The organism is Quadrisphaera setariae, assembly GCF_008041935.1.
GTDB classification, from domain to species: domain Bacteria; phylum Actinomycetota; class Actinomycetes; order Actinomycetales; family Quadrisphaeraceae; genus Quadrisphaera; species Quadrisphaera setariae.
On the sequence record NZ_VKAC01000004.1, the window covers coordinates 38,704 to 55,290 of the forward strand.

The following is a 16,587-nucleotide window of genomic DNA, read 5'->3' on the forward strand; positions in this document are numbered from 1 at the left end:
CGGTCCGCCCTCCCGGCCCACCAGTGGGGCCGCAGCGCCACCCGGAGGCGTGTGAGAAGTCACTCAGTCGTGCATGCCGGACTGGGCGCGCGGCCCGGCGGCGACCTTCCTAGCGTCGGAGGAGCCGGTGGACGCCGGTGACCTTCGAGACGAGGAGGCGTGACGTGTCCGCAGTGGACAAGGCCAAGAACGTGGTGCAGCAGACGGTGGGCAAGGTCGAGGAGGCCGTCGGCAAGAAGACCGACGACGCCGAGCTGACCGCGCAGGGCCAGAAGGACCAGGCCATGGGCGCCCAGCGCCAGAACGTCGAGAAGGCCAAGGACGCCTACAAGGGCTGAGGCGGCCCCTGTGAGCACGCCGGTGGGCACGGTGACCGGTACCGGCGCCCCGTCGCTGGGCGCTGTCGCGCTCAGCGGGGCGGCCGAGCCCGTCGTGCACCAGCTCGTCAGCGCCGTCAGCTCCTCCGCAGAGCTGGCGGCGCTCGACCTGCACCAGCAGCTGTCGCTGCTCACCGCGGCCAGCGAGCCGTGGCGCCACCCGGACACCCGGCGCCGCTCGCGGGTGCCCGTGGTCCTGGCCCAGGCCCTGGGGCGGGAGTGGCCGAGCCGCATCCACGCCGGCCTCAGCGACCGCCCCGGTGACCCGGTGGCACCGCACCAGCTGCCGCACCTCGCCGAGGAGGTCCGGGCCGTCCTGGACGGTGACCGGGCCCGCCGCGACGAGTTCGTCGCCGAGGTGGTCCGCCTGCTGGGCGAGGGCCAGCCGCGCTGACCGGCTCGCGCGTCGGCCCGGGGTCTGTGACGGCGTCGTGGCGACGCCACCACCCTCGCCCGCTCAGCCCTCGCCCCGGACCGCTCCCGCGGCCGGGGCGTCGTGCTGGGCGGGTGTCGTGCTGGGCGGGTCCGGTGCCGGTGGGCCCTGCTGTCCGCGACCGCCGACGCGCCGTGTCGATCTGGGGCCAGTAGCGTGGTCAGCCGTGCTGACGGCGCCCTCCGACGACCCCGCCCTGACCGAGACGAGCTCGGACGCCACCCAGGTGGTGCCTGCTGACGTGGTGCTCCCCGAGGGCGAACCGCTCGCCGGACCCTGGCGGCAGGTGCCGCTGAGCGGGCTCCTCGCCCTGCTGGAGCACTCCGCGGGCGTGCCCGCGGGCCGCCCCCGCGTGGTGGCGGTGGACGGGCGCGGTGGCAGCGGCAAGTCCGCCCTCGCGGACCGGCTGCTGGCCGCCGTCGAGGGCGGCGTGCTGGTCCGCACCGACGACATCGCCTGGAACCACGGCTTCTTCGACTGGACCGACCTGCTCGTCGAGGGGGTGCTCCAGCCCGCCCGGGACGGGCAGGCCGTGAGCTTCCGGCCGCCGGCGTGGGAGGAGCACGGCCGCGAGGGCGCGATCGAGGTGCCCGAGGGCACGAAGTGGCTGTTCCTCGAGGGCGTCGGCGCTGCTCGCCGAGAGCTGGCGGACCACGTCGACGTGGCCCTGTGGGTGCAGTCCGACCCGGCCGAGGCCGAGCGCCTCGGCATCGAGCGCGACGTCGCCCTCGGCGTCAACGGCGAGCGCGAGGGCGCCACGCGGTTCTGGCACGAGTGGCAGGCCGAGGAGCTCCCCTTCATCGCGGAGCAGCGCCCGTGGGAGCGCGCCCGCATCGTCGTCGCCGGTGCTGGACTGGCGGGCGTGCTGCGCGAGGAGGTCGTGGTGGCGCCCCGCCCCCTCGTCGCGCCCGCCGGCACCCCGACCGGCATCTCCGCGGCCGAGGACGGCGGCGAGCCCGGCGAGATCACGTTCGACGAGGCGCGCTACCCGGCCCGTCCGCGCCGCCTGCGCCCGGCCGCCCAGCTGGAGACCCGCCGCCGCCGAGCGCCGCACCGGCGCACTGCTGACGGCACCAACCCCGCCTACGTGGCGTGGCTGGTGCAGCAGTCGATGCTCGCCGACGCCGAGGGCCTGTCCCGCCAGCTCAGCGGCAGCCCGGCGATGTGGCGCAACCCCTACGCCCGCCCGAACGCGCGCCGCGCGGTCTCCACGGCGTCGGTGTGGTTCACCGCCTACCCGATCTCCCTCATCACGCGGGAGGGGGAGTCCTTCCTGGCGTCGGTGGCCGACGAGCGCCTGTGGAGCGCCTTCGAGCAGATCGGCATCGACGGCATCCACACCGGCCCGGTGAAGAAGGCCGGAGGTATCACCGGCTGGGAGGAGACCCCCAGCGTCGACGGGCACTTCGACCGGATCAGCACCCAGATCGACCCGCTCTTCGGCACCGAGGACGAGTTCCGGGCCGTCTGCGAGGTGGCCGACGCGCACGGCGGCTCCGTCATCGACGACATCGTCCCCGGCCACACCGGCAAGGGCGCCGACTTCCGCCTGGCGGAGATGGGCCACGGCGACTACCCCGGCGTCTACCACATGGTGGAGATCCCCCGGGAGGACTGGCACCTGCTGCCCGACGTCCCGGAGGGCCGCGACGCCGTCAACCTCGACGCCATCACCGAGGCCCGCCTGGCCGACGCCGGCTACATCATCGGCGCCCTCCAGCGCGTGATCTTCTACGCCCCGGGCGTCAAGGAGACCAACTGGAGCGCCACCGCCGAGGTCACCGGCGTGGACGGCCAGGTGCGCCGCTGGGTGTACCTGCACTACTTCAAGCAGGGCCAGCCCTCCATCAACTGGCTCGACCCGACGTTCGCCGGCATGCGCCTCGTCATCGGCGACGCCCTGCACTCCCTGGCCGAGCTGGGCACCAGCGCGCTGCGCCTGGACGCCAACGGCTTCCTGGGAGTGGAGAAGTCCGCCGAGGGCGCCCCGGCGTGGTCGGAGGGCCACCCCCTGTCGGAGGCCGCCAACCACGTCATCGCCAGCACCGTCCGCAAGGTCGGCGGGTTCACCTTCCAGGAGCTGAACCTCGGCATCGAGGACATCCGCGACACCGGTCGCGTGGGCGCGGACCTGTCCTACGACTTCGTCAACCGCCCCGCGTACCAGCACGCGCTGGTCACGGGCGACACCGAGTTCCTGCGCCTCACGCTCAACACCTCCCTGGAGGTGGGCGTCGACCCCGCCTCGCTCGTGCACGGCATGCAGAACCACGACGAGCTGACCTACGAGCTGGTCCACTGGGCCACCGCCCACACCCACGACGAGTACCCCTTCCGCGGCCGCCCCACCACGGGCGCCGAGCTCGCCGAGGCCGTGCGCGCTGACCTGCTCCGCGGCATCACCGGTGAGGCCTCGGACTACAACCACGTCTTCACCACCAACGGCATCGCGTGCACCACGGCCTCGGTCATCGCGGCGTCCCGCGGCCACAGGACGCTGGACTCCATCGGCGACGACGACGTCGAGATGATCCGGCGGGCGCACCTGCTCCTGGCCATGTTCAACGCCTGGCAGCCGGGGGTGTTCGCGCTGTCCGGGTGGGACCTCGTCGGGGCGCTGCCGGTGCCGATCGAGCAGGTCGCGGCCCTCACCGACACCGGCGACACCCGCTGGGTGGAGCGCGGCGCGCACGACCTGCTCGACGTCGACCCGCAGGCCACCCACTCGGCCAGCGGCATGCCGCGGGCCCGCGTGCTCTACGGGTCCCTGCCCGAGCAGCTGCGCGACGAGGCGTCCTTCGCCTCCCGCCTCAAGGGGCTGCTGGCGCTGCGGGCCAAGCACGGGATCGCCACGGCCACGCAGGTGGACGTCCCCGCCGTGGCCCACCCGGGGATGCTCGTCATGGTCCACCGCCTCGACGGCGGCGACCCGAACCGCTCGGCCGGCCTGCAGGTGACGGTGCTGAACTTCACCGGCGAGACCATCGAGGGCACCGTCCGCTCGGAGCACTTCGAGCCGCGCATGGCGGTCCTCGACGCCCGCGACGACGGCGAGATCGGCTGGGTGGACGACCTGCGCAGCTTCAGCGTGTGGCTGAGCCCCTACAGCGGCCTGTTCCTCACCCTGAAGGACCCGGGCGCCCCCGAGGACGACCTGCGCCGCTCGGGCGCCCACCGCTGACGGCGGCCCCGGGGACGCTCCGGGGGCACGACGACGACGAGGGCCGGCCGCTGGGAAGCGGCCGGCCCTCGTCGTCGTCAGGTTGACGTCGGGTGGGGCGGTGCTGAGCGGTCAGGCCCGCCCGGCCACGCGCTCGCGCTGCGCCGTGCGCTCGACGCGGACGTCGCCGCGCTCCTCGCTGGTCGCCAGCAGGGACTTGTGCACCAGCGCGGCGATGACGCCGCCGACCAGCGGGGCCACGACGAAGAGCCACACCTGCCCGAGCGCCTCCGGGCCCGCGAACAGCGCCGGGGCGATGGACCGGGCGGGGTTCACGGAGGTGTTGGTCACCGGGATCGAGATGAGGTGGATGACCACGAGGGTCAGGCCGATGGCCAGCGGCGCGAGGCCGGGAGCGCCCTTGGGACCGGTGGTGCCGAGCACGACGAGCACGAACACCGCCGTCAGGACGACCTCGACCAGCAGCGCGGCGACGAGGCCGTACCCCTCGGGGGAGCGGTCGGCGTAGCCGTTGGTGGCGAAGCCGCCGGTGGGGTCGAAGCCCGCGCGGCCGCTCGCGACGCCGTAGAGCACGGCGGCCCCGGCCACCGCGCCGACGAGCTGGGAGACCACGTAGACGGGCAGCTCCCGCCACGGCAGGCGGCCCGCCACGGACAGGCCCAGGGAGATGGCCGGGTTGAAGTGGCCACCGGAGATGTGGCCGAAGGCGTAGGCGCCCGTGGTCACGGCCAGGCCGAACGCCAGGGCGACGCCCAGCCAGCCGATCGCCACCTGGGCGCCGGTGTCCCCGGGGGCCGCGGTGGTGGCGAGCACGGCGGCGCCGCACCCCGCGAACACCAGCCAGAACGTCCCGAGGAACTCAGCGGCGACCTTCTGCACCTCTCTGCTCACGGCAGTCCTCTCTTCGTCGAAGCCCCCGCGTCCGAGCGGTACCGGGGGAGTGCGGTCATGGGAACGGCGCGGGCAGGGCCCGCGCCGTCACGGCTTCTCATCGTGCGCGACAGGCCTCGGCTGCGCGATCCGGGACGAGGTCTGCCGCGCGGGTCCGAGGGTCAGCAGGACGCGTCGCCGGGGCCGGCCGCGTCCGTCGGGCCGGTGGCGCCAGCCGTGTCGACGACGTCGACCACCTCGACGTCGACGGCCGTGACCTCCAGGCCCATCAGCTCGTGCAGGGCCGTGGCCACGGCGGCGCGCACGTGCTCGGCCACCTCCGGAGCGCTCCGCCCCAGCTCGGTGACCACCGCCACGCCGACGCTGGCCTGCCGCTCACCGACCTCCACCTCCACGCCCGGGCAGCCGCCGCGGGAGGAGCCGGGGATCTGCTGGCGCAGAGCCGCCGCAGTCCGCTCGACCGTGCGCGCGGTGGGCGTGCCCAGGTCGTGCACGCCGGGGACCTCGCGCGCGGCGAGGCCCGCGAGGGTCGCGATGACGGCGTCCGTGGTGGTCGTCGCGCCGGCGGCGCGCACCGCTCGGGGAGCCGGTGCGGTCGCCCGCGTGAGGTCCGGCGCGCCGGGAGGGGCGGTCGAGAGTCCGCCGGCGCCGCTGGCGGTGCCGTGGAGCGTCGAGGTGCTCGGGGCGGCGGTCTCGGTCATGATCCTCCTCATCACGGCGGCGGCCGGGATGACCGCGGGCGCCGTGGGCCGGATCACCAGGCTTACACCGTAAGTGAGGGCCCGCCACTCGTGGGGGGTGCCGCGAGGCGCGTCGGCAGGGCGGCGAGGGGCCCTGCTCCGGACGAGCCCGACGACCTGCGCACCTCGCCGCAGGGTGACAACCTCAGCGGGTGACGATCAGCGATGGCCCCAGGAGCGGCGCTGCAGGGGGAGCGGGCGAGCCCGACGCGGACCTCCTGGCCGTGCAGGGCAAGGAGCCGCCCTCGGCGAGGGTGCCGCTGAGCCGCGAGCGCATCCTCGCGGCGGCCCTGGCCTTCATCGACGAGGAGGGCGTGGGCTCCCTGACCATGCGCCGCCTCGGCTCGCGCCTCGGCGTGGAGGCCATGTCGCTGTACCGGTACGTGCCCGGGCGGGAGGACCTGCTCGACGGCGTGGTGGACTTCCTCGTCACCGAGCTCGACCGCGATGAGGACGTGCTCAAGACCCCCGAGCACGGCTGGCAGGACTTCCTCCAGCGGATGGCGCACGGCGTGCGGCGCATGGCCATCGCGCACCCGAAGGCGTTCCCCCTCATCGCCTCCACGCCCCCGGAGGCCCCGTGGCTGCGGCCCCCGCTGCGCTCGGTGCGCTGGGTGGAGACCTTCCTGGCGGGGCTGCTGGCCGAGGGCTTCGACGACGAGCAGGCCGTGGCCGTCTACCGCGCCTTCACGAGCTTCCTGCTGGGCAACCTGCTGCTGGAGGTGTCCCACCGCGGCGGGGCCGTCGGCCCGCTCGACCTCGTCGACGAGGAGGTCCCCGCGCACGGCCTGCGCGACGCCCCGACCGTGGAGCGCCTGCGCGACCTCCTGGCCGACGACAGGTCGCTGCAGGAGTTCGAGGAGTCCTTGGAGAGCCTCATCGACAGGATCACCGTGCAGGTGGTGGGTGGAAGCGGGTCCTGATCTCGCGGAGGCGAGCGCTTACGGTGTAAGAATCTCGCCGTGCTCGACAGTCCCACCAGCGGGCCGACGGCGCCCGCAGAGCCCGTCGACGACGACGCGCGCGACCGCTCGGCCGCCGCGGCCCCCCTCGGGGCGGTGCGCGCCGTGGTCCGACAGCTCGACCGAGCCTGCTCCGCCGCCACGACCAGCACCGCCTCCTGGGAGGCGCTCGTGGTGGCGCTGCGGGCGTGCGCCGACGAGCTGGCCCGCCAGGACGCCGCCGCGTGGCGCCTCGCGGTCGGGTCCGCGGTGCCGCTGGAGCACTGGGTGGCGGGAGAGTGGGCGACCCGTCTGCGCGACGCCCTGGTGGACGACGGGTTCACGAGCCGGTGCGCGGTCCAGGCCGTCGAGGTGGTGGCGGTGCACCTGCAGCGCACCTGCCCGGCCGCGGTGGTGACCCCGAGCGGCTCCGGCGCCTCCAGCGCTCCCGGGGTCCCCGGGGCAGTGGGTCCGCTGTCCGCCTACCCGGTGCTGCAGCGGCTGCGCCCGCAGCTCTCCGCAGACACCGAGGGCGCCCCGGCGGCCTCGGTCCAGGCCCTCCTGGCGCAGGTCGCGGCGCTGCGCGCCTGAGGGGTCCGGACCGCCTCAGCCGCCCGCACCGACGTGAGCTGGCCTGCGCGGCCGGGTGAGCAGGACGACGACGACCCCCACGGCCACGCCGAGCAGCGTCTCCACGCCGCGGTCGGCCAGCAGGGCGGGCACCGGTACGGGGTGGGCGAGCTGGCCCATGAGCAGCGCGAGCGGCGTGATGACGAGCATGGCGGCGCCGTAGTGCCGCACCACGAGCAGCTCCGCGAGCACCTGCAGGACGGCGGCGACGGCCACCACGGCCACCGTCGGCAGCGGCAGCGACAGCAGCACCGCCGCCACGCCGAGGCCGGCGAGGGTGCCGAGCACGCGGTGCGCGGCGCGCACCAGCTGCGAGGACAGCGTCAGCGCGGTCAGCGGGGCGACGGCGGCGACCGCGGCCCAGTACGGGTGCTCGCTGGTGGTGGCCACGCCCAGCGCCCCGGCCACGGCCACCGCCGCAGCGCACCGGACCACCTGCACCCGCCGCCGGAGCGCTGGCCGCGCCGTCAGCGTCGACCGCGCAGCCGAGGTGGCGTGCGCACCAGGCGCCGCAGGTGTCACCGGGCGCGCCGCAGGACCCGGAGCCGCTGGGCCGGTGCCCGTGCGCGTGCTCGTGCTGGAGTCGGAGCTGGCCCTGCGCCGGGCCAGCCGGCGCACCAGAGGCCCCGACGCCGCGGTCAGCGCCAGGGCGAACGCCGCGGTGCCCAGCGCGGTGCCGACCGCTGCGACCGCTGCCACCGCGACGTCCACCGCGCCGCTGACGGCGCCACCCACCGGGACGGCCGAGCACGCCCCCACCGCGAAGACGCAGAAGAGCGGTCCGGGTGGCCGCCAGCCCTGCCGGTCGGACAGGTGCGCGGCGAGCGCCGCCCACGCCGCGGTCACGACCACCGCGAGCCACGCCCCGGCGCCGCTGAGGGAGACCGCGACGCCCGTGGCGACGGCCGCCACCAGCACCACGGCGAGCCGCAGCTGCACGCGCGGGTCCGCGGAGCCGTCGGGGCGGCGGCCGTAGACGGCGGTGAACGCCCCGAACGCGGCGTAGAGGGCGAGGTCCGTGCGCTCCAGCGCCACGAGCAGCCCCAGCGGCGCGGCCACGGTGGCCCCTGCCCGCAGCGCGGCGGGCAGCGTCCCCGACTGCGGGGAGTGGGTCACCAGTGCCCTGACCGCCGTGCCCGCCCGCGCTCCAGCCACGCCCCCATCTTCGCGGGCCGTCCGGTGATCACCCGGTCGACCGCCGGTAGCGTGCAGGGGTGACCACCCCTGACCGCGGCGCGCTGCGCGCGGTCAGGTCGGCGGTGCTGGCGCTGTTCGTGGTGGGCCTGTCCGCCGTCGGCCACGCCGCCGCGGGAGGTCACCTGCCCGGTCCCCTCGCGGCGACCGGCCTGGTCGCGGCCGTGCTCGCCTGCTGCTGGCTGGCGACCCGCTGGCACCTGCCCGCCGGTGCCGCGGTGCTGCTGCTGGCCGGCAGCCAGGTGGCGCTGCACGCCGCGCTCGAGGCCCTGGCCCCCACCCACCACCCGGGTGCTGCGCCTGCGCCCGCCCTGGCACCGCACCTCGCCGGGGCCGCCGGCCTCGACCACACCGGACACCTCGCCACCGCCGGGACCGCGTCGTCGCTGTGGCTGGGCGGTCCGTCGACGGCCGACGCGACCATGCTCCTCGCGCACGTGGTCGTCGCGTCGGCCCTCGCCCTGGTCTACAGCCGCGGCGAGGACGCGGTCTGGGCGCTGTGCGCCTGGCTGGCGCCGCTGGCGGCCGTGGTCGTCGCCCTGGTCCGGCTGCCCGTCGCCCCGCGTCCCCGGTCGCTGCCGGCGGTCGGCGTCGTCGTCCCGACCGGCCTGCTCGTCCTGCGCGCGGTGCGGCGCCGCGGCCCTCCGGCGGCCCTCGCCGGCTGACCCCGCACGGGGAGCGGCCGGCCTCGCGCCACCCGACCCGCCGGACCCCGGCCGCACACCCTGGAGCCCCACCGTGTCCTCGACGACCCCGTCGTCCCTGCCTGCCCGCCTGCCCTCCCGCCGCCTGCCGGCCGGAGCGCGCGCCGCCGCGACCGCCGCCCTGGCCGCGGGGCTGCTGCTCGTGCCCGTGGCCGCCGCCTCGGCGCACGTGCACGTCACTCCCGACACCACCGCGGCGGGCAGCTACGCGCTCCTCGACGTCCGCGTGCCGAACGAGTCGGCCACCGCCAGCACCACGAAGGTGGAGCTGACCCTGCCCACCGACCACCCCTTCACCTACGCCGCCGTGCAGCCGGTGCCGGGCTGGACCGCGCAGGTCACCGAGGAGCCGCTGGCCACGCCCGTCGTGGTGGAGGGGACCACCCTGACGAAGGCGCCCCGCACCATCACGTGGACGGCGCAGGCCGGCGCCGGCATCGCCCCCGGCCAGTTCCAGCAGTTCCCCGTCTCGGTCGGTGCCCTGCCCGCCGCCGGCACCACCGTGCAGCTGCCCGCCACGCAGACGTACTCCGACGGCACCGTGGTCGCCTGGGACCAGCCCGTCCCGGCGAACGGCGCTGAACCCGAGAACCCCGCCCCGGAGTTCACCACCACGGCCGCGGCGTCCGGCCACCACCACGACGACGAGAGCACCTCGGCGACCGCCTCCGCCTCCGGGGCGAGCGGGACCGGCGACGCCGGTGCGTCCGCTGGCGGCACGTCCGCGGGTACGTGGCTCGGCGCGACCGGTGCGCTGCTGGGCGCCGTGGCCCTCGTCGTCTCCCTGGTGCGCCGGCGTCCCGCGGCGGTGACCTCGTGAGCCGCGGTTCCCGACGCCTGCGCGGCCGGGCGCTCGCCCTGCTGGCCGGTGCCCTCCTCGTGCTGCTGCCCGCGCTGCCCGCGCAGGCGCACGACCGTCTCGAGGCGTCCTCGCCCGCGGACGGCAGCACGGTCCCGACCGCGCCGTCCGCAGTGGTGCTGACCTTCAACGCTCCCGCCATCGCGCTCGGCTCGAAGGTGGTGGTCACCGGACCGGACGGGGCCGTCGTGTCCGAGGGGGACGCGCAGTTCGTCGACACCGCCGTGACGCAGCAGCTGGCCGGTGACCTCCCCGCCGGGCAGTACCGCGTCGAGTGGCGCGTCACCTCCTCCGACGGCCACCCCGTCTCCGGGACCTTCGCGTACACGGCCTCCGCCCCGGCCGCGGGCAGCACCACCGCGAGCCCGTCGGGCACCCCGTCAGCGACCGAGTCGTCCACCCCGTCGGCCGCGGGGTCGGCGACTCCGTCGGAGGCGGCCTCCTCACCGGCAGGCCCGGTGCCGGATCCGTCGTCGACCTCCTCCGGGGCGCCGGCGTGGCTCGTGGCCGGCGGAGCCGTGGTGGCGCTCGCCGTGGTGGCGGCCGTGGCCGCTGCCGTCCTGCGCCGCCGCTGACTCGGAGGCTCTGTCAGGTGGAGCAGCAGCGCCAGGTCGTGGAGGCCGGATCCGGCCTCCACGACCTGGCGCTGAGCGTGGACCTGGGACTGCGGTGACCGACGTCCGCGCGGGTCAGCGCCGGTCAGCGCCGGTGAGCGCCGGTGAGCGCCCGTCAGTGCTCGGGGTGCAGCGCGGAGTGCGACGCGCCCAGCTGGTGCAGCAGCTCGTGGGCGGTGTCGTCTGCGAGGTGCCACCGGCTGAGGCGCCCGTCCCGCACGCGGTCCGCCAGGCCGCACGCGCGCAGCGCCGCCAGGGCCTGCGTGGTCGTGTTCGGCGACTGCCCGGTCGCCGCCGCCAGCGCCTTCACCGGCGAGCCGGGAGCGGCGTGGATCGCCACGAGCAGCTCCAGCCGGGTCGGGTCGGACAGGGCCGCGAAGCGGGCGAGCGCCTGCTGCAGCCCCGGGCGCGCCGCGGCGACCGCGTCACGCGCTGTGACCTCCAGCGGGTCCACCGCCGCCCCTTCCCGCTCCGCCCTGGCTGCCCCGACGTCATGTGTCTGCCCGCACACTTGTGACGGGCCTCCAGCACTTAGCATCCCGCCCATGGGCACCGCCACCACCGCCGGGCGGCACCCGCTGCTCACCAGCCACGGGCGGGCGGCGCTGCCGTTCCGCCGTCGCGTGGGCGCGGCGTTCGCCGTCGTCGCCGGCCTGCACCTGGTGGGGCTGGGCCTGCTCTCGCTGGGCGTCCTCGCCGGGGGCGCGGGCGCCGTCACGGTGGGGCTCGCGGCCGTGGCCTACCTGCGGGGGCTGGTGCACTCCTTCGACTTCGACCACATCTCGATGATCGACAACAGCACCCGGAAGTTCGTCGCCGAGGGGCGCAGCCCCGCATCGGTGGGCCTGGCGTTCTCCCTCGGCCACTCCACGGTGGTGGTGCTCACCGGAGTGCTCGTGATCGCCGGGGCCGGCTTCGTCCGCACCGCGCTCGACGAGTCCTCCAGGGCCGCGCGCGTGCTCGGCGTCATCGGCGTGAGCGTCTCCGGGCTGTACCTCGTGCTCGTCGCCGTGGCGAACCTCGCGACGTTCTGCCAGGCTTGGAGGCTGCGCCGCGCGCTGCGGCGAGACCCCGGCATGCACGTCCCGCCGCAGGCCCTCACCCCGCGCGGACCCGCTGCGGTGGTGATGACCGCGCCGCTGCGCCGCGTCCGCCACCCCTGGCACGTCTACGTGGTGGGCTTCCTGTTCTCCCTCGGGTTCGACACGTCCAGCCAGATCGGCGTCCTCGTGCTCACGGCGGGCGCCGCACTGGCCGGAGCCCCGGTCGTGGCCCTGCTCTGCCTGCCGGTGCTCTTCACCGCGGCCATGACCCTGGGTGACACCGCCAACGGCCTCATGATGGTGCGGATGTACAGCGCGGCCCAGGAGGACCCGGCCCGCAAGATCACCTACAACCTCGTCATCACCGGCGTCGGCATCCTCTCGGGCCTGCTCGTGGGCGCCCTGGCCGCGGCGACGCTGCTCAGCGAGCAGCTGGGCGTCACCGGCGGCGTGGTGGGCGCCCTGACCGCGCTCGACACCGAGCACGCCGGGTACGTGCTGGCGGGCTTCTTCGCGGTGGTGTTCGTGGTCTCGGGCGTCGTCTGGAAGCGTTCGCGGGCGTGACGCACCAGCCCGACCCCCCGAGCGACCTGCCGTACGACGCGGTCCTGTTCGACTGCGACGGGGTCCTCGTCGACTCCGAGCCCATCACCAACGAGGTGCTGCGCCTCATGCTGGCCGACCTCGGCTGGGACATGACGCCGCAGGAGTGCCTGCGCCGCTTCGTCGGGCGAGCCGTGGCCGACCAGGCCGACGCCATCGAGGAGCGCACGGGAGTGCGCATCACCCAGGCGTGGGTCGAGGAGTTCCGGCGGCGCCGCAGCGCGGAGCTGGCGGTGCGGGTGCAGGCCGTCGAGGGGGTGGCCGACGCCCTGGCCGCCGTCGCCGCCGCCTACGGGGGCCGGGTGGCGTGCGCCTCCGGCGCTGACCGCGCCAAGGTGCAGATGCAGCTGGACGTGACCGGCCTGGCCGCACCCTTCGGCGACCGGGTGTTCAGCGGCGTGGAGCTGCCCCGCAGCAAGCCCGCTCCCGACGTGTACCTCCAGGCCGCCAGCGCGCTGGGCGTCGACCCCCGCCGCTGCGCCGTGGTCGAGGACTCCCCGGCCGGGGTCACCGCGGGAGCGGCCGCGGGGGCGGTCGTGCTGGGGTACTGCCCGGGCGGGCCGGCGAGCAGCACCCCGGACGCCCTCGCGGCGGTGGGCGCGGCCACCGCGTTCACGTCCATGGACCAGCTGCCGGCCCTGCTCGGCGTCTCGCCGCGGTCGGTGGCCCCGGGCGCATGATGCGGCACGGACGGCGCCGCGCGGCGGCGCCGCGCCGGAAGTCGACCGTCGAGTTCTCCGAGATGGCGGACACAGCGCTGCGGCTGCCGCAGACTGGTGCCCGTGGCGGGGCAGACCGAAGGCAGCGGTGAGCGTCGGCGTGCGTTGGACGCCGAGCGCGCCGGCTCAGGACGGCGGGTCGCCGGCCACGTCGCGCCCGTCCTCCCGGTCGACTCCGCGCCCCCGGCTGCGCTGAGCCCGGAGTCGAGCCCCGCGTCGAGCCCGGCGCCGGCCGCCGCGGCCCGGGACCCGTTCACCACGCCGCCCGCTGGTGCGCCGGTCGTCCGGCCCGCGACCGGCGCCCACGCCAGCGCCAGCGCTCCCACGCCGCCGCTGGGAACCCCCCTGCCCAGCCGCCGCGACCGCGTCGCGCTGCGCCGCCCCACGGCCCTGGACGAGGCCGCCGTGCAGGCCTCCGACACCGCCGCCTGGCGCACCTCGCCGGCCCTGGAGGACCCCCGCACCGCCAGCGCCATCGCCCGGCCCTCGCCGCTCACGCACGCGCTGGCCCGCACGCTGACCGAGCACCTCGAGTCGCTGACGCCGCCCGCCGGCCTCTCCTCGACCCCGCCGCCGGCCTCGTCGACGACTGCGCCGTCCTCGCGCTCCGCAGGTGCGCTGCGCGAGGCGCCGTCGGTGTACGTGCCCCGGCGTCGTCCCGCCCCCGCCGTCTCCGGCCCCCTCCCCGTGGTCAGCGCGACGACGACGCCCGCCGAGTCCCGCCGCGAGCCGTCCTGGACGACCGAGCCCGTCGCGCCCCGCAGGTCGCAGCGTCCGGAGCCGCGCTCTCCGTTCACCTCCGCCCCCCTCGGTGCCAGTCCCCTCGGTGCTGGTCCGCTCGGTGCCGGCACGGACGGCGCCAGCCCCTTCGCCTCGGCCCCCGCCGCACCCCGCTGGTCCGGTGACCACAGCGAGCCCGAACTGCCTCCGCCCCCGCCCGCCGCGGAGGTCGAGGCCGCCGCCCGGGCGCGGGCCGCGCGGTTCTCCACCGCCCCGGTGCCGCCGCCGATGCCGGACCGGGTCAGCCCTGACCCGGCCGGCCGCACGTCCCTGGTGGTCCCCGGGCTGCCCACGACCGGCCTCCCCTCCTCGGCGGCACCCGCCGCCGGCGCCTCCGCTCCGTCGGGAACGGCCTCCTCGGGCCTGCCCACGACGGGCCTCCCGCCGGTGTCCGGGCCGACCGCCGCCCTGACCGCCGCCGACCTCGCGGTGCTGCGGGCTGTCACCGCCGACCGCACCGGTGCCACTCCCGCCGCGCCCGCCGCCCCCGCGGCCAGCTCGAGCGCCAGCAGGACCGCGAGCACGACGGCGCTGCCGTCCGAGCCCCGCCACGGCCGGCCGTCCCGCTCCTCCGCCCCCCGGACCGACCGCACCGCGCGCACCGGTCGCGCCGCGGGCCGCTCGGCGGGCCGCGGTGACCGCCAGGCCGCCGCTGAGGCCCCCACCACGTCGACCCCCTCGACGGACCCGCGCAGCGCAGACGGCGCAGCCAGCGCGGCCAGCGCCGGTCGCGGGGCCGCCAGGAGCGGCGGGAGCACCCGACCGCCGTCGCGCCCCGGTGCCCGTCCCGCTGCGGGCGGCCGCCGCTGGCACCAGCGCCGCGCCCTCGGGCTGCCGGTGGGCGTGCTGGCCGCAGCCGTCGCGCTGGCGGCTACCGTCGTCGTCGGCGTCGCCTCCAGCGGCACCGGTCACGACTTCGCCGCGGCGCTGACCTCCAGCAGCACCACCGACACCCCCGGCACGGCCACGCCCCCCGCTGCCTCTCCGGCCGTCGACGACGCGGCGAGCGCGGCGGCGAAGAGCACCGAGGAAACCGCGAAGGCGGCCGACGGCGCAGACAGCGCGGCCGGAGCCGCCGCTCCCGCCGCGGGGGAGCAGCAGAAGACCGCCGCCGAGCCGCCCGCCTCCTCCGCGCCCGCCGCGGCGGCCTCAGCGCCGGCCGCTGAGCCGCGCACCGCTCCGCTGGGCGACGTCACGTACGAGGGCTTCGGCACCGCGAAGAACACCTACGTCGAGCTCGGCACCAAGGACTCCCGCGAGGTCCACCAGGACCTCGGCGCCACGTTCACCAAGGCGGTGCCGGACTCCAAGGGCTGGCCCGGCTGGTACGTCGCGGTGAGCTCGCTGGGGCAGAAGAGCGACGGCAGCGTCGGTTGCCGCATCAAGGACGCCGACGGCACGGTCCTCGTCGAGCAGAAGTCCGACGAGGGCAAGCTGGTCATGTGCACCCTCGGGCTGCCGGCCGGCGTGAACTAGCCGCGGGCGAGCCCCCGCGCGGTGCGTACGGTGGGGCGATGAGCTCCACCCCGGACCCTCAGGACGAGGTCGTCAGCATCTGCCGCGACCTGCTGCGCATCGACACCACCAACCCCGGAGACGGCTCGGGCCCCGGTGAGCGGGCCGCTGCGGAGCTGGTGGCGGAGCTGCTGGCCGAGGTGGGCCTGGAGCCGCAGCTCTTCGAGAGCGAGCCGGGCCGGGCCAGCGTCGTCGTGAGGGTCGAGGGGGACCCCGACGGCACGCGCGAGCGGGGGGCGCTGCTGCTGCACGGGCACCTCGACGTCGTCCCCGCCCGCGCGGAGGACTGGACCGTCCACCCGTTCTCGGGAGAGGTCACCACCGAGACCACCTCAGACCCGGAGTCGCCCGAGCAGGAGTTCCTGTGGGGCCGCGGCGCGGTGGACATGAAGGACATGGACGCGATGCTCCTGGCGGTGGTGCGCGACCTCGTGCGCCGCGGCGAGCGGCCTCCGCGCGACCTCGTGCTGGCGTTCATGGCTGACGAGGAGGCCGGCGGCGTGCAGGGCGCGCACTGGCTGGTCGACCACCACCCCGGCCTGTTCGAGGGCGTCACCGCGGCGGTCAGCGAGGTCGGCGGGTTCTCCACCCAGATCGGTGGTCAGCGCGCCTACCTGCTGCAGACGGCCGAGAAGGGCATCGCGTGGCTGCGGCTGGTGGCGCACGGCCGCGCCGGCCACGGCAGCCAGGTCAACACCGACAACGCCGTCACCCGGCTGTGCGAGGCGGTGGCCCGCATCGGCGCCCACCCGTGGCCGGTGGAGGTCACCCCGACCGTGCGGGCCTTCCTCGACGGCGTCACCGACATCACCGGCGTCGCGTTCGACCCGGACGACCCCTCCGCTCTGCTCGACCAGCTCGGCACGACGGCGCGCTGGGTCGGCGCGACCCTGCGCGACACGGCCAACCCCACGCTGCTGGAGGCCGGGTACAAGCACAACGTCATCCCCGGCACCGCCACGGCGCTGGTCGACTGCCGCTTCCTGCCCGGTCACGAGGAGCGCCTCGTGCAGACCGTCAGGGAGCTCGCGGGGGAGTTCGTCGAGGTCCAGGACGTGCACCGCGACGTCGCGCTGGAGACGCCCTACGACGTGCCCCTGGTCGACCGGATGGTCGAGGCGCTGCTCGCCGAGGACCCGTCCGCCCGCGTGCTGCCCTACTGCCTGTCGGGGGGCACGGACAACAAGTCCTTCAGCCAGCTGGGCATCCCCGGCTACGGCTTCGCGCCGCTGCGCCTGCCCGCGGACCTCGACTTCGCGGGCCTGTTCCACGGCGTCGACGAGCGCGTGCCGCTGGACGCGCTGCGCTTCGGCACGCGCGTCCTGCAGCGCTTCGTGGCCAGCTCCTGACCGCCGGCCCAGCT

At 76.3% G+C, this 16,587-nt stretch carries 16 protein-coding genes; 12 read left to right on the forward strand and 4 right to left on the reverse strand.

Annotated elements, in window-relative coordinates; all coding sequences use genetic code 11:
* The first annotated feature begins 164 nt into the window (after positions 1-164).
* From FMM08_RS07415 to treS, 3 genes are all read left to right on the forward strand, one after another.
* Complete coding sequence (locus tag FMM08_RS07415) at positions 165-338, forward strand: CsbD family protein (RefSeq protein WP_147925734.1); 174 nt, start codon at positions 165-167, stop codon at positions 336-338.
* A gap of 10 nt (positions 339-348) precedes the next feature.
* A complete protein-coding gene (locus FMM08_RS07420; RefSeq protein WP_147925735.1) occupies positions 349-771 on the forward strand; it encodes a hypothetical protein in 423 nt (140 codons plus the stop codon).
* A 967-nt stretch (positions 772-1,738) separates the two neighbouring features.
* Entirely contained in the window at positions 1,739-3,991 is a 2,253-nt protein-coding gene (gene treS, locus FMM08_RS07425) for a maltose alpha-D-glucosyltransferase (protein ID WP_369431688.1), read from the forward strand.
* Between the two features lie 111 nt (positions 3,992-4,102).
* Here the strand turns inward: treS and aqpZ are convergent, their stop codons facing one another.
* Together aqpZ and FMM08_RS07435 are read right to left on the reverse strand one after the other, a co-directional pair.
* Positions 4,103-4,870, reverse strand: a complete 768-nt coding sequence (aqpZ, locus tag FMM08_RS07430) for an aquaporin Z (RefSeq protein ID WP_187279637.1) — start codon at positions 4,868-4,870, stop codon at positions 4,103-4,105.
* Between the two features lie 173 nt (positions 4,871-5,043).
* Positions 5,044-5,583, reverse strand: coding sequence for an Asp23/Gls24 family envelope stress response protein (locus FMM08_RS07435; protein ID WP_187279615.1), 540 nt, complete (start codon positions 5,581-5,583; stop codon positions 5,044-5,046).
* Positions 5,584-5,840: 257 nt separating this feature from the next.
* Here FMM08_RS07435 and FMM08_RS07440 point away from each other — a divergent pair, with 257 nt between their 5' ends.
* Together FMM08_RS07440 and FMM08_RS07445 are read left to right on the forward strand one after the other, a co-directional pair.
* Positions 5,841-6,545, forward strand: coding sequence for a TetR/AcrR family transcriptional regulator C-terminal domain-containing protein (locus FMM08_RS07440; RefSeq protein WP_439653553.1), 705 nt, complete (start codon positions 5,841-5,843; stop codon positions 6,543-6,545).
* 39 nt (positions 6,546-6,584) lie between these two features.
* Positions 6,585-7,154, forward strand: a complete 570-nt coding sequence (locus FMM08_RS07445) for a hypothetical protein (RefSeq protein WP_147925738.1) — start codon at positions 6,585-6,587, stop codon at positions 7,152-7,154.
* 15 nt (positions 7,155-7,169) lie between these two features.
* Here FMM08_RS07445 and FMM08_RS07450 read toward each other — a convergent pair whose 3' ends face one another.
* Positions 7,170-8,348, reverse strand: coding sequence for an FUSC family protein (locus FMM08_RS07450; RefSeq protein ID WP_147925739.1), 1,179 nt, complete (start codon positions 8,346-8,348; stop codon positions 7,170-7,172).
* A gap of 59 nt (positions 8,349-8,407) precedes the next feature.
* Here FMM08_RS07450 and FMM08_RS07455 point away from each other — a divergent pair, with 59 nt between their 5' ends.
* The 3 genes from FMM08_RS07455 to FMM08_RS07465 all read left to right on the forward strand — a co-directional run bounded on the left by FMM08_RS07455 (position 8,408) and on the right by FMM08_RS07465 (position 10,525).
* A complete protein-coding gene (locus FMM08_RS07455; RefSeq protein ID WP_147925740.1) occupies positions 8,408-9,052 on the forward strand; it encodes a hypothetical protein in 645 nt (214 codons plus the stop codon).
* Positions 9,053-9,125: 73 nt separating this feature from the next.
* Complete coding sequence (locus FMM08_RS07460; RefSeq protein WP_222710524.1) at positions 9,126-9,911, forward strand: YcnI family copper-binding membrane protein; 786 nt, start codon at positions 9,126-9,128, stop codon at positions 9,909-9,911.
* On the forward strand, positions 9,908-10,525 hold the full coding sequence (locus FMM08_RS07465) for a copper resistance CopC family protein (protein ID WP_187279616.1): 618 nt from the start codon (positions 9,908-9,910) through the stop codon (positions 10,523-10,525). The genes FMM08_RS07460 and FMM08_RS07465 overlap by 4 nt, the downstream gene beginning before the upstream one ends.
* Positions 10,526-10,679: 154 nt before the next feature.
* Here the strand turns inward: FMM08_RS07465 and FMM08_RS07470 are convergent, their stop codons facing one another.
* Positions 10,680-11,018 (reverse strand): ArsR/SmtB family transcription factor, encoded by a 339-nt coding sequence (locus tag FMM08_RS07470; protein WP_222710525.1) that lies wholly within the window; start codon positions 11,016-11,018, stop codon positions 10,680-10,682.
* Between the two features lie 91 nt (positions 11,019-11,109).
* On the opposite strand from FMM08_RS07470, the gene FMM08_RS07475 reads away from it, so the two are divergent.
* The 4 genes from FMM08_RS07475 (at position 11,110) to FMM08_RS07490 (ending at position 16,573) form a co-directional block, all read left to right on the forward strand.
* Positions 11,110-12,171, forward strand: coding sequence for a HoxN/HupN/NixA family nickel/cobalt transporter (locus tag FMM08_RS07475; RefSeq protein WP_147925743.1), 1,062 nt, complete (start codon positions 11,110-11,112; stop codon positions 12,169-12,171).
* A complete protein-coding gene (locus FMM08_RS07480; RefSeq protein ID WP_222710526.1) occupies positions 12,168-12,890 on the forward strand; it encodes an HAD family hydrolase in 723 nt (240 codons plus the stop codon). Before FMM08_RS07475 ends, FMM08_RS07480 begins: the two co-directional genes overlap by 4 nt.
* A gap of 102 nt (positions 12,891-12,992) precedes the next feature.
* Entirely contained in the window at positions 12,993-15,185 is a 2,193-nt protein-coding gene (locus FMM08_RS07485; RefSeq protein ID WP_147925744.1) for a hypothetical protein, read from the forward strand.
* Positions 15,186-15,223: 38 nt separating this feature from the next.
* Positions 15,224-16,573 carry a M20/M25/M40 family metallo-hydrolase gene (locus FMM08_RS07490; RefSeq protein ID WP_147925745.1) on the forward strand — a complete coding sequence of 450 codons (1,350 nt, stop codon included), beginning with the start codon at positions 15,224-15,226 and terminating at the stop codon, positions 16,571-16,573.
* Positions 16,574-16,587: the final 14 nt, after the last annotated feature.

What these genes read in the sequence shown, in the direction of transcription:
- FMM08_RS07435 (WP_187279615.1), bottom strand. Translation starts at nt 5,583, where the DNA reads ATGACCGAGACCGCCGCCCCGAGCACCTCGACGCTCCACGGCACCGCC.
- FMM08_RS07475 (WP_147925743.1), top strand. Translation starts at nt 11,110, where the DNA reads ATGGGCACCGCCACCACCGCCGGGCGGCACCCGCTGCTCACCAGCCAC.
- FMM08_RS07490 (WP_147925745.1), top strand. Translation starts at nt 15,224, where the DNA reads ATGAGCTCCACCCCGGACCCTCAGGACGAGGTCGTCAGCATCTGCCGC.